Here is a 13,487-nt window from a genome sequence, read left to right as displayed (position 1 = left end):
TGCCCAACCCGAGCATGTCCACCGGATAACCCGTCTTCTCCGAAACAATCGACAACACAACATCACCCGCAGCCGGACCCGCAGCCACAGCCGGCGCAGCCACCGGGGCCGCAGCGACCGGAGCGACGGCGACGGGCGCGACCGGCGGTGCGATCACCGGCGCGGCCGCAACCGCAACCGGGGCAGGCGCAGGTGCAGGTGCAACCGCGACGGGAGCCGGCGCAGGCGCCACAACCTGCTGCGGCGCGACGCTCGCCATCACCATCGGTGTCTGCGCCGTGGCCTTCGGATCCCCCACGACGTGGGCCATCATCTGGGTGGACATGTCCAGGAACGCCTGGTGGCTACGCGTGACGACATCCATGTAGCGCTGATGCTGTTCGGCGGTTTCCTTCTGGATGCTGTCGATGACGCTCCACACATCACCGGACAGCGGTGCTTCGATCACCTCGGCCTGTACCTCCACCTGCTGCTGCACCGCGGGTGCCTGCTGGTGAATCACGGGCGCTTGTGCCTGCGCCACGGGCGCCGGCGCGGCAGCCGCGGGCGACTCCATGCGCTGCACGGCCGGCGCGGGCTGCTGAACCGCGGGCGCGGGCGCCGTGACGGCCGCCGGTGCCGGGCTGGGCGTGCTCACCCGAGTCCGCTTGGGGGTGATCGACACCTTGCCGTCGGCAGGCGGATACGGCTTGCCGAGGTTGGCGCCGCCCACCTTCACCGCATGCTTGGGGGCCGGAACGTACGGCAGTGGCTCCTCGTAGTGGTCGAAGAGGGCGCCGAGATCCAGGGCCACGCCGTCGGCGGCCAACGCCGCGAGCCCGCGATGCCAACCGCGCAGCCCGTCGGCCTTCTGGTCGTCCAGGGAGATCGCCGCGTGCGAAGTCGATCCGAGGATCTTGGAGACCAGTCCGGTCAGCACCCGTCCGGGGCCGACCTCGACGAATCGCGTGACCCCGTCGCGCGCCATCGCCTCGATCATCTCGCGGAAACGCACCAGCTGCTGCACCTGGTCACCGAGCTGGGTGGCGACCTCCTCGCCGTACTGCTGCGCGGTGGCGTTGGCGTACACCGGGAAGTTCGGCTGACCGATCTTCAGGGTCTTCAGATATGCGGTCAGGGGTGCGCAGCTCGAAGCCACGATCGGTGAGTGGAAAGCCGAGGCGACCGGTAGGCGAACCGCCGTCCAGCCCTTGGCTTTCGCCGCATTCTCGGCCCACGCGATATCGGTCTCATGACCGGCCAGCACCACCTGGGTCGGCGCATTGTCGTTGGCAACGACCAGCGATCCGTTGTCCGGCTGCGATGCCACCAGCGCACGTACGTCATCGGCTGTCGCCGATACCGCCAGCATCGCGCCATCCTTGCCCTGGCCGGCCTCGTTCATCAGCGTGCCGCGGGTGCGAGCCGTCTCGACCAGACTCTCGGTCGGCAGCACGCCGGCGGCCGCCAGTGCGGTGACCTCACCGAAGCTGTGGCCAGCGGCGGCGGTCGCGCTGACCCCTAGGAGGTCCAACAGCGCGAGCTGCGCGAGACTGGTTGCGGCGATGGCCGGCTGCGCGTTGGCCATCGCGGTGAGTTCTTTCTTCTGCGCATCCACCGCGGCGGCGTCGAACGCCGGCTCGGGAAACACCACGGCAGGCAGATCAGCGAGATCGCCGTCGAGCCCGTCCCAGACCGCAAGCGCTTCGGGGAAGGCGAGCGCGAGATCGCCGCCCATCCCGACGTATTGGCTGCCCTGCCCGGGGAACAGGAAGGCCGTCTTGCCTTCCCGTGCCGGCCCGAAGCCGACGGCGATGTTGGCGTCCTTGAGCTCAGACGCGGCACCACCGGCAAGCGCGGTGCTCAGCCGGTCGGCAACCGTCGCAAGCGATTCGGTGTCCGTTGCCACCAGGCCCGCGCGCGCATGCTGCGATGCGTCGAACTCTTCGGCGGCGTCGAATGCGATGCGGGCCAGGCTCTCACCCGAGCGCGCGGCCGTGGCGATGTCGGAGGCACGCTTGGCCAGCTCGGTTTCCGACGGTGCGCTGAGCACCACCAACTCGCTGGGCAGCGTCCGCAGCCGCTTGGCGCGGTGCTCGCCTTGATACTCCTCCAATGTCACGTGGAAGTTGCTGCCGCCGAAGCCGAACGAACTGACCGATGCGCGTCGCGGCTGATCACCCTTGCGCACCCAAGGCCGGGTCTGCGAGTTGACATAGAACGGAGAATCCTCGATCCCCATCGCAGGGTTGGGATGATCCACCTTCAGGGTGCCGGGCAGTGTCGAATGCTGGAGCGCAAGAACGGCTTTGATGAGCCCGGCGGCGCCTGCCGCAGCCTTGGTGTGGCCGATCTGAGACTTGACCGATCCGATCGCGATACGCGCCGAATTGTCGGTGAACACCGACTTCAGCCCGGCGAACTCGGCAACGTCACCGGCCTTGGTCGCCGTGCCGTGCGCCTCGACGAGTTCCACCGTCGAAGGGTCATAGCCGGCGCGCTCGTAGGCGCGGCGCAGCGCTTTGGCCTGTCCTTCCGAACGCGGCGCGTAGACGCTGGACGCCTTGCCGTCCGACGAGGAGCCCAGGCCGCGGATCACCGCGTGGATCTGGTCGCCGTCACGCTCGGCGTCGGCGAGCCGCTTGAGGGCCACCATGCCTACGCCCTCGCCGATGATGGTGCCGTCAGCACCCGCGGAGAACGGCCGGCAGTCACCGGTCGCCGAGAACGCCGGCGTCTTCGAGAAGCACATGTACATCATCACGTCGTTCAACGCGTCGACACCGCCGGTGAGGACCACGTCCGACTCATGCAAATACAACCGGTGCAGCGCCGACTGCAGAGCGGAAAGGGAACTCGCGCAGGCTGCGTCGGTGACGAAGTTGGCGCCGCCGAGGTTGAGGCGGTTGGCGACGCGACCGGCGATGACGTTGCCGAGCAGACCCGGGAAGGTGCTTTCCTGCCACGGCACGTAGTGATCGGCGATGTCCTGACAGATCTCGTCGGCTTCGCTCTCGGACAGACCGTTTTCCAGCAAGGCTTTGCGCCAGATCGGGCGCTGCATACGCGAACCCATCTGGACTACCAGCTCGGTCGTCGACGCGACCCCGAGCACCACGTCCACGCGGTCCAGGTCGACCTCGGCTCCGCCGCGCTGCACCTCGTCGAGCAGCTGCTTGGCTGCCACCAGAGCCAGGATCTGTCCGGTGTCCGTCGACGGTAAAGCGTTGGGCGGCAATCCGAATTTCACCGGATCGAAGTCGACCGGGTCGATGAACCCACCGCGCTTGCAGTAGGTGCGGTCCGGTGTCTTCGGATCGGCGTCGTAGTAGTCATCGATCAGCCAGTGCGAAGGAGGGACATCGCCGATGGCGTCGCGTCCGGTGGTGATGGTGCGCCAGAAGCCGTCGAGCCCAGATCCACCCGGGTAGATCGCCGACATGGCGACCACCGCGATAGGAGTTGAAGTGGGCTGGTGCGTGTTGTCAGTCAAGGTAACCCTTATCCGAGAGGACGTGGACGAAAATCAAAGGAGGCGGCGGGCATAGCGACACCCGCAGCACGTAACTGGCCGGCACGGGTCACAGTCGCGGCTCCTTCGAGCAGGTTGAGCGCGATCTGGCGAACAGTCCGCGCTTCTACTGGTTCGAGGAAACTTCCCCGAACCCATTGGTTGAAGGCCCCCATCGCAGGCCCACACCAGATCTGGTAATCGCCGCGGCGGGCAGTGTTGCCGTCGCGCGCCCATTGCGAACCCGTGAAGAGGTACCACCGGAACACCAGCGCCATGCGGTGTTTCGGATCGGCCGCCGCGCGTTCCACCTGGCGCGGGTCGCTGTTGGCGAAGAACGCCTCGGTGTCCGCCCAGATATCCGCCACGCTGCGGCCGAGTACCGTCGTCTCGAGGTTCTTCAGCTCCTCCGGCGGAGCCTCCTCGAGCGAGGAGTAACGCCGGTAGAAGTCAGCCAGCCGATGGCCACGCTGGGCGAACATCGTGCCGCGCTTGAGAACCTGCACGGTGACGCCCATCTCGAACATATCCGCCGCCGGTGCCATCGCCACATCGGTCGACTCGGCCAACGCCAACAGTGTTCGCGCATCGGGTGACAGCCCGCTTTCGACCGCCGACTGATTGACCGAGCCGGTCAAGACGTACGCGGCGCCGGCGGCGAACGCGGCCGCGACAGCGGCGGGGGTGCCGAGTCCGCCGGCCGCCCCCACCCGAGGCAGAACCGAGTAGCCGTAGGTGGCCGCGATCTCGTCGCGCAGACTGATCAACCGCGGGAGAAGCACGGTCAGCGCGCGGTTGTCGGTGTGACCGCCCGAATCTGCTTCTGCGGTGATGTCCTCGGCAATCGGGATTCCGCTGGCCAGTGCGGCCTCTTCCGCCGTGAGGCGACCTTCGGCGACCAGGGCGCTCAGCATCGCTTCCGGGGCGGGCGAGAGGAACTGCCGGGCGACCTCGTCGCGGGACACCTTGGCGAAGATGTGCCCAGCCCGGACGATCTGTCCGGTCGCATCGCGCCGCAGGCCCTTCGCGGCGTACAGCACGACCGCCGGCGTGAGACGCATGAACGCCGATGCGGAGACGTAGCGGACGCCGAGCCGTTGGAACAAATCCACCGTGGCGAGTTCGACGCCATCGCTCTGGAGGTTGTGGATCAGGTTGGCGCCCCACCCGCTGGCGTTCGGACCCAGCGCGGCCTGAATTTCACGTAGGCCCGCTTCCACGGTGGCCAGATCCAACCCTGCGCTTCCGTAGAACGCCATCACCCCGGCTCGCACACCCTCGACGGTCATCTGGGGCGTCGCGATACCGCGGGCCATCTCGCCAACGACATAGGGAAACCGCACACCGTGCGTCGCGGTGAAACTACGGTCGCCGAGCCACTCGGGATAGATCGGCGGCAGGACCGCAAGAACGTCGTGGCGCATCAGCTCCGGCGTCAGCACGCCCGCCCCGTCAAGGACGACAGCGCGGGGCCCGTAGGGCGAGGCTATGACGGCGACCGGCCGCCGGATCGCGGCGAGAGCTTCGTTGACGTCCGACCCATCGAGCAACGCCGGAGAGGCGCCATTGGTCGGATGAGAGTTAGCCAACGTCGCCTGCATGAGGTGCGACTCTAGCTTTACGCGCGCGACAAATCTTGGTTTTAGAACACGTTCATGCGCCCGGCGGCCTACCCGGCGGTAACTCTGAGGCGACCTTACGCCGCCGCTCGCCGACACCGTTGCCGAAATGACATGTCGCTGGGGCTTTTATCACCAGTTCTACGAATTCCGTTGTCGGGGCTGCAGCAAAACAGGTGGTGAACGAATTTCTAGGAATCAAGACCGTCGTCATCGGCTCCGTCATGACGAGCCGCAAATGCCATAACCGCGTTTACGGTGTGAGGTTAGGCTTCCCCGGCGCAACGGCCCCGGCCATCCGCGAATCTGGCCAAACGAGGAGTCAGTAATTCATGCAGGTGTTCGCGACCTGCGTAATCTGTGGGCCGATCTGCGCGAAGATGAGCGCGTTCAACTGTGGGTTCCCTGCTTGCTGCTGCGCCAGCGCCTGCTGGCGCTGGTCGGTCGACATAGCGAGGAACTGCTGAATATTGGCCTGCATATCGGGCCGTCCGCTGAGCTGTTTGCCTAAGGCCGGTGCCTCGGCATTCAAGGCGGCCGTCACCTGCGCGTAGGTGCACGACGTGTTAGCCAGCGCATCCATGATCGGATCCGCCGAGGCGGGCGTCGCCGGCGCGAGCGGAAATAGTGCGATCAGACTTCCAACTACGACGACTCGTCGTAAGCACCGCGCTGAGTTCATGGACGAGTGCCCTTCTATTTGCCACAACTGCCACATCTCGAGAAGCCGCCAGTTAACCACGGTGCTCTTGCGCGGTGCGGAAAACGCCTCAACTCACAGGCGGCGGCAGGCTCACAGACCCGGTTTTCGGTCGTCCCGATGCGTCTTTTGCAGTTCCCGCTCGGCATCCTCGAGCGCCTGACGAGCCAGGCGCAGCCGCTCGAGCAAGTCGTCGCTCTCGTGCTGTCTGCGGTCAGCTGCCCGGGCCTCCTCCATCGAATTCAGCACGATGCCGATGAACAGGTTGAACACCAGGAAGCTGAGGATGACCGTATAGCTGATGAAGAACAGCACCGACCACGGCGACACCTTCAGCCCCATGTCCACGTTCTCGGGCAGGTTCTCGAGCGTCAGCATCACGTACATCGTCATCATCCCGCGACCGACGTTTCCGAAGTGCTCGGGAGCGTAATTGCCGAAGAACACCCAGCCGAGCATCCCGTAGATGTAGATCAGCAGCGCGGTGGCCGCCGCGAGCGACGCGACGCCGGGGATGCTTCGTGCGATCGCGCCCATGACCACGTGCAGGTCGGGCAGGAACCGGATGATGCGCACGATCCGTGCCAGCCGCACAAGCCGCAGCAGCATGGCAGTTGTCCGCAGGCCCGGGATGAAGGACGCCCCGATCACAAGGAAGTCAAAAACGTTCCACCGGTTCTTCGTGAACTCGCGGGCATTCCACCCGGCCGCTGTGAGCCGGATGAGCAACTCGACGACATAAATCGCGAGAATGACGTTGTATCCCACATCAAAGGCGTGGTCGAGTCCGCCCGATACCGTGGGAAACGTCTCCGCACCCAGCATCGCGGCGTTGATCAAGATCACAATCACGATCAGGGTTTCGAAGACCGGATTACCGACCATCCTTCGGCACAGCGATACGGCAGCCGGCACGGGCTTCGGTGTCGGAGGGGAGGGCGACGTGGCGGGTTGCACGCTTAGTGCATAGCAAAGGCCGGCGGCAACCACCCCCCGACCCGCTGGACGACATCAGCCAATCCGGCGTGACCGCCGGGGTGGGCGTCTAGCGTCACCGCCATGCGTGGGGTCGGGCGCCGCGGGTTCCTGTTGAGCGTCGGCGCCCTCGCCGCCACTCCCCTGTTGCCGGGCTGCGGTGGCGCGAACGAAAACAACCGCGATCATGTCGTGGTCGTCGGCGCCGGATTCTCCGGACTCGCTGCGGCACGGAAGCTCACCGACGCCGGTCTGCGGGTGACGGTGCTGGAGGCCCGGGACCGGATCGGCGGCCGCACGCGGACCGACACCTCGTTCGGGGTGCCGATCGACGTCGGCGCCTCGTGGATCCACGGCACCGAGAGCAATCCCCTCACCACACTGGCCCACGACGTCGGGGCCAAGACGGTACCGACCGATTTCGAGAACTTCGTCCTGATCGACGATCACCGGCTCGTCGACAAGAAGGCCGCCGCGGCGTCCGCAGAGGACTGGCACCGGATCGCCCGCGAACTCGACGACCTCAGCGGTGACGCCTCGGCCGAAGAGTCGGTGGCCGACGGACTGATCGGTATCGCGAACCTCGATGATCCGTTGGTCGCGTGGAACGTCGCCTCGGGCATCGCGGCCGAGTACGCGGCCGACCCGGCTCAGATGTCCCTTCGTTGGCTCGGCAGCGAAGAACAGTTCAAGGGTCCCGACGTCATCCTCCCCGGCGGCTACACCCAGTTGTCCCAGTACGTCGCGAAGGGTCTCGACGTTCGCCTGGGCACCGAGGTCACCCGCGTCGCGCATGGCGGCGATCAGGTTCGCATCGACACTTCACAGGGCACCGTCACCGCGGACCGGGTGATCGTGACCGTTCCGCTCGGAGTGCTCAAGGCCGAGACCATCGTGTTCGACCCGCCGCTGCCCGACGCCAAGCGCAATGCCATCGAGCGACTCGGGTTCGGCTTGTTGAACAAGGTGGTCGTCGCGTTCGACGCGCCGTTCTGGCCGGAATCCACACCGATGATCGGCCTCGTGGGTGACAACCAGCCCGTCACCGATCTGGTCAACGGACTCGTCTTCGCCGGCAGACCCGTGCTGGTGGGATTGCGCGGCGGGCAGGCCGCCTGGTCGCGGGAGTCGATGTCGGACTCCGACGCGGTAAACGAACTGATCGCCGCGATCGACGCTCCTACGCCCACCGGGTCCATCGTGACGAAGTGGGGAACCGATCGATATGCCCGCGGTTCGTATAGTTTCATCGCCGTCGGGTCGAGTCCGGATGACATGCGCGCTCTCGGCGAGCCCGTCGGCGAGCGGCTGATGTTCGCCGGCGAAGCCACCAATCCCGAGTGGTTCGGCACGGTCCACGGCGCCTATCTGAGCGGTCAGCGGGAAGCCGAGCGCGTCCTGGCATAACGCGCGCACGCGCGACACCGGACCCGACACCGGCAGCACAGACTCACTGTCGGCAAAATTCGATGTTCAGGAAGCCCGAACCGGGGGTACAGCCATATCTCCTTTCTTCCGAGGAGACGCCGATGACCGCGACCGCCGAAACGCCGACGAGCTCGGAGGCTCAGTCGCTGTTGGTGATGGTCGAGCGATTGCGGGCCAAGCTGGTCAGAGAGCGGGCCGGACTGGCATGCCAACTGCGCGAGCTGTCGCACCGGGTGGAAAGCATCGACCGTCAACTCGACGATCTGACTGTCAGCGCCGAGTGGCTGGCCGCCATCGCCTCCCAGTCCACCGAGGAGCTGTCCGCGTAGATCCGTTCCGATACGGTGGGCTACACCGTGACCGAACCCCACCCGCCCCAGCCCGATCGGCCCGACCAGCCGGCGACACCGCCGCGGCCGGAACACCGTGGCGAGGACGTCGCCTTTCCCGAGTGGTTCCGGAAATTCTGGCGCGCTCTGCTGGGGCCCAAAAACCCCAGCTGAAGGGCGGCACGCCGGCACGCCGTCACTTACGATGCATCCATCGTGAGCCAGCCACCCACTTCCGCCGAGACGGATTCCCTCTCTCGCAGGCAGATCGTCCTCTTGGTGGCGGCTCTGGTCTTCTCGCTGATGTCGTTCTCGCTGAACGCCACCATGCTGGCGCCGGCCGTCCGCGACATCAACGACACGTTGGGTCCCGGTGCGTTCGTGGCGATGTCGACGCCGTTCTATCTGGCCGGGGCCCTCGCCAACGTCGTGCTGATCCGTTGGAGTGACTACATCGGACGCAAGCGCGTCCTGATCGGCATCGTGGTCGTGATGTGCATCGGCACCGTGCTGTGCCTGAGCACCTCACTCCCCATCGTGGTGGTCGGCAGATTCCTGCAGGGCGCATCCAACATCACCTACGGCCTTGCCTTCCTGATTCTGCGAGCACGCTTGTCCGGCGCGACATTTGGCGTGTGCTGCGGGGTGATGGCATCGATCAACGGCGGGGTGGCCGGCGGCGACGCGTTCCTGGCCGGCATCATGACCGACGCGTTCGGTTACCGTTCGATCTTCGCCCTGATCCTCGTGGTCGGCCTGATCGCCGTCGCCTTCGTCTGGAAATGGGTTCCCGCCGACGAGGTCGCCCGCACGGAGGGCCGGATGGACTGGGTCGGCGCCGTTTTCATCGGCCTGACCGTCGGCGGGATCACCATGTTCTTGTCCAACGGCGGGCACCAGGGGTGGGTGTCGGCGCCCGCGCTGATCTGGCTGACGGCCGCCGTTGTGGGTTTCCTCGCCTTGGTCGTTGTCGACAGGCGGGTGGCACATCCCCTCATCGCGCTCAAGCACATGCGTTCCCGCGAGGCCTGGCCGCTGCTTGTCGTCACCATTCTGGTGATGGGATCGTTCATGGTGGTGCTCGGCTTCATCGTGCCCGCGATGGCCGAGGACCCGGACTCCGGCTTCGGCCTCAACGCGACGACGACCGCGCTACTGTTTCTGACCCCCGGTGCGGTCGTTCAGGTCATCACCGCACCGTTCATCGGAAGGTTGGCGGTTCGCATCGGATTCGTCACCGTTCTGCGGGCCGGGATCGTGGCCACGATCGTCGTGGTCGCACTGATAGCGGCGTTCGCCGACCACAAATACGTAGTCGCGGCGCTGATGGTGGTCTTCGGATTCACCTGCACCGCAGTCATACTCACGCCGCTGAGCTCACTGGGCGTGCTGCAGGCATCCGACGAGGCGCCCGGGGCGCTGCCCGGCATCGCCAATGCCAGCTACGGCATCGGCTTCACACTGGGCTTTGCATGGGCCGGCCCGATCGTCGGCTCGGGCACGGATTCCACATTCCAGCACGCATTTTGGATTGCCGTCGGAATCGGCGTCGTGGCACTGGTGTTCAGCCTGATCCTCCGGCCGAAACCGTTCACTACCGGAACTGCCGCCCCCGCCGGTTCGACAGCTCACCAGACATCGCCCTGACCGACGGTGGCACCGGCGTTGTGGGATCACAGTCCGGCGCACGGCGGGGTTCGCCGTAGACAGTCGTCAGCGGGACCACGCCGGCCCATGCCCCGGCGGCCACGTCCTCCTCGCCGTCCTCGGGCCACCCGTCGCCGATCTTCAGCGACCAGTTGTCATCGGTGATCGCCATCCGCAGCGCCATGGTGGCGGCCAGTTCCTTGCGCGAACTCGCGCGAAGCTCCGCCACCCGGCCCGGGATGAATGTGTCGGTCAGCGTCTCGAGGTAGCGAATCTTGTCGGATTCCTCGATTGCGTCGAAGGTTCCGAACAGGGTGGCGCTGCGGAATTGGAAGGACGACTCAAACCCGCTGCGTGCCACCAGGACTCCGTCGAGAGCGGTGACCGAGACCGCGGCGGGTGCGCTGTCGGCGAGCTGCCGCAGCCAGGGTGAGCCCGTCGATCCGTGGATCACGAGTTCGTCGCCGATCCGGGCAAAGCCGATCGGGAATATCACCGGGTGTCCGTCGCGGATCAACGCGATGGTCGCCAGCGGAGTGGCATCGAGAAGCTCGTCGAGTCGCGAACGTTCGGTGTTCTGCTTCTCCGGTAGGCGGCTGACCCTGGTCGACGGTTGCGGCATGGGATTACTGTCGCACGGCCCGCAACGCGGCGGGGGTCAGGTCCCCCAGCGTCGGGTAGCCGTCGATGGCCATGATCAGATCGGTCTCCGCCAGCAGCGAGCGCAGCACGTGCACGATCCCGTCGGTGCCGGCCAGCGCCGCACCGTAGGCGTAGGGGCGACCGATGCCAACGGCTTTGGCGCCCAACGCCAGAGCCTTGACGATGTCTGCGCCCGAACGGATCCCGGAGTCGAAGAGCACCGGCACGTCACCGGCCGCCGCCACGACGTCGGGAAGGCAGTCGATGGCCGGCACACCGCCGTTGGCTTGCCGACCGCCGTGATTGGAACAGTAGATGCCGTCGACACCGGCGTCGATCGCGCGCCGGGCGTCATCGGGATGGCAGATGCCCTTGAGGATCAGCGGCAGTGACGTCAACGATCGAAGCCAGGTCAAGTCGTCCCACGTCAGCGAGTTTCCGAAGTTGCTGACCCAGGACAGCACGGCGTTGCGGGGGTCGGCATCGATGTCGGCGTCGACCTTGGCTCGGAAGACCGGGTCGCTGATGTAGTTGGACAAGCACATGCCGCGCAGTTGGGGGAAGTTGGCGGTGGAAAGGTCGCGCGGCCGCCAGCCGGGCACCCAGGTGTCCAGCGTGACCACGATTCCGGTGTACCCGGCGGCTTCGGCACGGCGTACAAAGCTCTCCGCCATCTCGCGATCGGTTGGGGTGTACAGCTGGAAAAGCCCTGGCGTGTCACCGAATTCGGCAGCGACGTCCTCCAGCGGGTCCATCGTCAGTGTGGACACACACATCGGCACCCCGGTGCGGGCGGCAGCCCGCGCGGCAGCGAGGTCGCCGTGGTGGTCCTGGGTGCACAGTCCGATGACCCCGATCGGCGCCATGAACACCGGGGCGGGCCAGCGCCGTCCCCACAGTTCGACCGACAGGTCGCGTTCGGTGGCGCCGACCAGCATGCGCGGTATCAGACCCCACTGTTCGAAGGCGCTGACATTCACCCGCTGGGTGCGCTCGTCACCGGCGCCGCCGGCAACGTAGGACCATATCGACGACGGAAGGGCTTGGGCGGCACGGGCTTCCAATTCGTCGAAGGATATCGGCAGGCTGGGCACCGTACCGGTCAGACCCTGGAAGTAGATCTCGATCTGGTAGTTGCCGTACGGCTGGGTCATCGGTGATCCTCCTGGCGCGACATCGACATCATGGCGAGTTCCACTCGCAGTTCTACGCCAAAACTCCCGTGTGGGTGGAAACCTCACCGACGAGCTCGGCGACCCGGCGCACCTGGTCGATGTCGCTGCTGGTGGGGATGAGGTGTACCTCGCTGGTGCCGATCTCGGCGAACCCGCGCAGCACCGCGACGAGCTCCTCCTCGGTGCCGGCCCAGCCCGCGGTCGGCGCGAGCGCATCGACGTACTCCCGCGGGATCCAGTTCATGTAGTGGCGCAGATGCTGGATCACTTGCTGACGAGGCGCGTCTCCCTCGCCGAGTGCGAACCAAAATGACGTCGCCAGATGGGGTTTGGGCTTACCCGCCGCGGCCCATGCGCCGCGGGCGACGTCGAACAGCGCGTTCTCCTTCTCGAGGTCGAGGTCCATCGAGATGCCGGCCAGGCCCTCAGCCCACGGCGCGGCACTGCGTACCGTCTTGGGTCCGGTGGTACCGACCAGCAGCCGTGGCCCACCATCGCGGGCGGGACGGGGCCCGACGGGAAGCACCGATTCGGTGATCTTCTCCCCTGCCCACACCCGCTGCATGATCGCCACCCGCTCGGCCATGTTCCGCATGGTCTGCGTCTTCGGATCGGCGCCGACGGCGCGATAGTCCTCGTGCCGGCCCCCGACGCCCAGACCGACGGTCAGCCGTCCGCCGCACAGCAGGTCGCCGGTCGCGAGCCCCTTCGCCAGCATCACCGGATCGTGTAACTGGGGCACGACGACGGTCGCCACCAGCGGCACCCGCTCGGTCCAGCCGGACAGCGCTCCCAACAGCGTCAGGGAATCGGGGTTGCCGAACGCGATCCGCTCCCCCCAACACAGCGAGGAGAACGGTCCCTCGTCGATCGTCTGGGCCCAGCGCTTGAGGATGTCCGCGTCAACGTCCGGTTCCATCACCGGCAATGTCATGCCAATCTGCACGCTCGCGATTCTGGCACGGCGCGGCGGCCGCCCGCGCCGATCCGACCTACTGACAGAGATCCGGGCTGCTGACAGGATGGAGCACATGCCGATCGCCACTTCCGCCGTCGCCCACGTGCGGCTGACCGTCACCGACATCGACGCCTCGCGCCGGTTCTACGACAGCGTGTTCGGCTGGCCCGTCTACGCCGAGCTGCCGGCGAACGCCGATGCCGCGACCCGCGAGCAGCTTTCGTTTCTGTTCGGCGGCGTCATCTACAACATCGGCGACAACCTGATCGGGTTGCGACCCACCGGCACCGGCGCCTTCGACGAGGACCGGGTCGGCCTCGACCACCTGGCGTTCGTCCTGCCCAGCCTGGACGCCCTCGAGCAGGCCGCCGCCCACCTTGATTCCCTGGGCATCGAGCACGAGCCGATCAAGGACATCGGCATTGCCTACATCCTCGAGTTCCGCGATCCCGACAACATCGCCCTGGAGCTCACCGCCCGCAAGTAAGGCGCCGACGACCGTTTGAGCAGTGAGCTTCCCGCTT

At 66.4% G+C, this 13,487-nt stretch carries 11 protein-coding genes; 4 read left to right on the top strand and 7 right to left on the bottom strand.

Annotated elements, in window-relative coordinates:
• The 4 genes from CRM90_RS18585 to CRM90_RS18570 all read right to left on the bottom strand — a co-directional run.
• Positions 1 to 3,421 (bottom strand): type I polyketide synthase (locus CRM90_RS18585; RefSeq protein WP_142391398.1); only part of this gene is annotated, 3,421 nt, incomplete at its 3' end.
• A 59-nt stretch (positions 3,422 to 3,480) separates the two neighbouring features.
• Positions 3,481 to 5,091, bottom strand: coding sequence for a PfaD family polyunsaturated fatty acid/polyketide biosynthesis protein (locus CRM90_RS18580; protein WP_102808408.1), 1,611 nt, complete (start codon positions 5,089 to 5,091; stop codon positions 3,481 to 3,483).
• A gap of 340 nt (positions 5,092 to 5,431) precedes the next feature.
• Entirely contained in the window at positions 5,432 to 5,692 is a 261-nt protein-coding gene (locus tag CRM90_RS18575; RefSeq protein ID WP_158249032.1) for a hemophore-related protein, read from the bottom strand.
• A 210-nt stretch (positions 5,693 to 5,902) separates the two neighbouring features.
• On the bottom strand, positions 5,903 to 6,799 hold the full coding sequence (locus CRM90_RS18570; RefSeq protein WP_233209385.1) for an ion transporter: 897 nt from the start codon (positions 6,797 to 6,799) through the stop codon (positions 5,903 to 5,905).
• Positions 6,800 to 6,868: 69 nt separating this feature from the next.
• Between CRM90_RS18570 and CRM90_RS18565 the strand changes: the two genes are divergently transcribed.
• The 3 genes from CRM90_RS18565 (at position 6,869) to CRM90_RS18555 (ending at position 10,188) form a co-directional block, all read left to right on the top strand.
• A complete protein-coding gene (locus CRM90_RS18565) occupies positions 6,869 to 8,191 on the top strand; it encodes a flavin monoamine oxidase family protein (RefSeq protein ID WP_102808405.1) in 1,323 nt (440 codons plus the stop codon).
• 122 nt (positions 8,192 to 8,313) lie between these two features.
• On the top strand, positions 8,314 to 8,541 hold the full coding sequence (locus tag CRM90_RS18560) for a hypothetical protein (RefSeq protein WP_102808404.1): 228 nt from the start codon (positions 8,314 to 8,316) through the stop codon (positions 8,539 to 8,541).
• Between the two features lie 216 nt (positions 8,542 to 8,757).
• Positions 8,758 to 10,188 carry an MFS transporter gene (locus tag CRM90_RS18555; RefSeq protein ID WP_102808403.1) on the top strand — a complete coding sequence of 477 codons (1,431 nt, stop codon included), beginning with the start codon at positions 8,758 to 8,760 and terminating at the stop codon, positions 10,186 to 10,188.
• On the opposite strand, the gene CRM90_RS18550 is transcribed toward CRM90_RS18555, so the two are convergent.
• The 3 genes from CRM90_RS18550 to CRM90_RS18540 are packed head-to-tail and all read right to left on the bottom strand — an operon-like array spanning position 10,136 to position 12,939.
• Positions 10,136 to 10,810 carry a pyridoxamine 5'-phosphate oxidase family protein gene (locus CRM90_RS18550; RefSeq protein WP_102808402.1) on the bottom strand — a complete coding sequence of 225 codons (675 nt, stop codon included), beginning with the start codon at positions 10,808 to 10,810 and terminating at the stop codon, positions 10,136 to 10,138. The genes CRM90_RS18555 and CRM90_RS18550 overlap by 53 nt on opposite strands.
• Positions 10,811 to 10,814: 4 nt before the next feature.
• Complete coding sequence (locus CRM90_RS18545; protein ID WP_102808401.1) at positions 10,815 to 11,984, bottom strand: alpha-hydroxy-acid oxidizing protein; 1,170 nt, start codon at positions 11,982 to 11,984, stop codon at positions 10,815 to 10,817.
• A gap of 52 nt (positions 11,985 to 12,036) precedes the next feature.
• Positions 12,037 to 12,939 (bottom strand): LLM class flavin-dependent oxidoreductase, encoded by a 903-nt coding sequence (locus tag CRM90_RS18540; protein ID WP_102808400.1) that lies wholly within the window; start codon positions 12,937 to 12,939, stop codon positions 12,037 to 12,039.
• A gap of 97 nt (positions 12,940 to 13,036) precedes the next feature.
• Here CRM90_RS18540 and CRM90_RS18535 point away from each other — a divergent pair, with 97 nt between their 5' ends.
• On the top strand, positions 13,037 to 13,450 hold the full coding sequence (locus CRM90_RS18535) for a VOC family protein (RefSeq protein ID WP_102808424.1): 414 nt from the start codon (positions 13,037 to 13,039) through the stop codon (positions 13,448 to 13,450).
• The last annotated feature ends 37 nt before the right edge of the window (positions 13,451 to 13,487 follow it).

It is taken from the genome of Mycobacterium sp. ENV421 (assembly GCF_002887815.1).
GTDB lineage: Bacteria > Actinomycetota > Actinomycetes > Mycobacteriales > Mycobacteriaceae > Mycobacterium.
This window is presented reverse-complemented; position numbering and strand designations above follow the sequence as displayed.

Bases quoted from the DNA above. Each gene is read 5' to 3' on its own strand.
- CRM90_RS18580 (WP_102808408.1), bottom strand. From the start codon at position 5,091: ATGCAGGCGACGTTGGCTAACTCTCATCCGACCAATGGCGCCTCTCCG.
- CRM90_RS18575 (WP_158249032.1), bottom strand. From the start codon at position 5,692: ATGGATGCGCTGGCTAACACGTCGTGCACCTACGCGCAGGTGACGGCC.
- CRM90_RS18565 (WP_102808405.1), top strand. From the start codon at position 6,869: ATGCGTGGGGTCGGGCGCCGCGGGTTCCTGTTGAGCGTCGGCGCCCTC.
- CRM90_RS18560 (WP_102808404.1), top strand. From the start codon at position 8,314: ATGACCGCGACCGCCGAAACGCCGACGAGCTCGGAGGCTCAGTCGCTG.
- CRM90_RS18550 (WP_102808402.1), bottom strand. From the start codon at position 10,810: ATGCCGCAACCGTCGACCAGGGTCAGCCGCCTACCGGAGAAGCAGAAC.
- CRM90_RS18545 (WP_102808401.1), bottom strand. From the start codon at position 11,984: ATGACCCAGCCGTACGGCAACTACCAGATCGAGATCTACTTCCAGGGT.
- CRM90_RS18540 (WP_102808400.1), bottom strand. From the start codon at position 12,939: ATGACATTGCCGGTGATGGAACCGGACGTTGACGCGGACATCCTCAAG.
- CRM90_RS18535 (WP_102808424.1), top strand. From the start codon at position 13,037: ATGCCGATCGCCACTTCCGCCGTCGCCCACGTGCGGCTGACCGTCACC.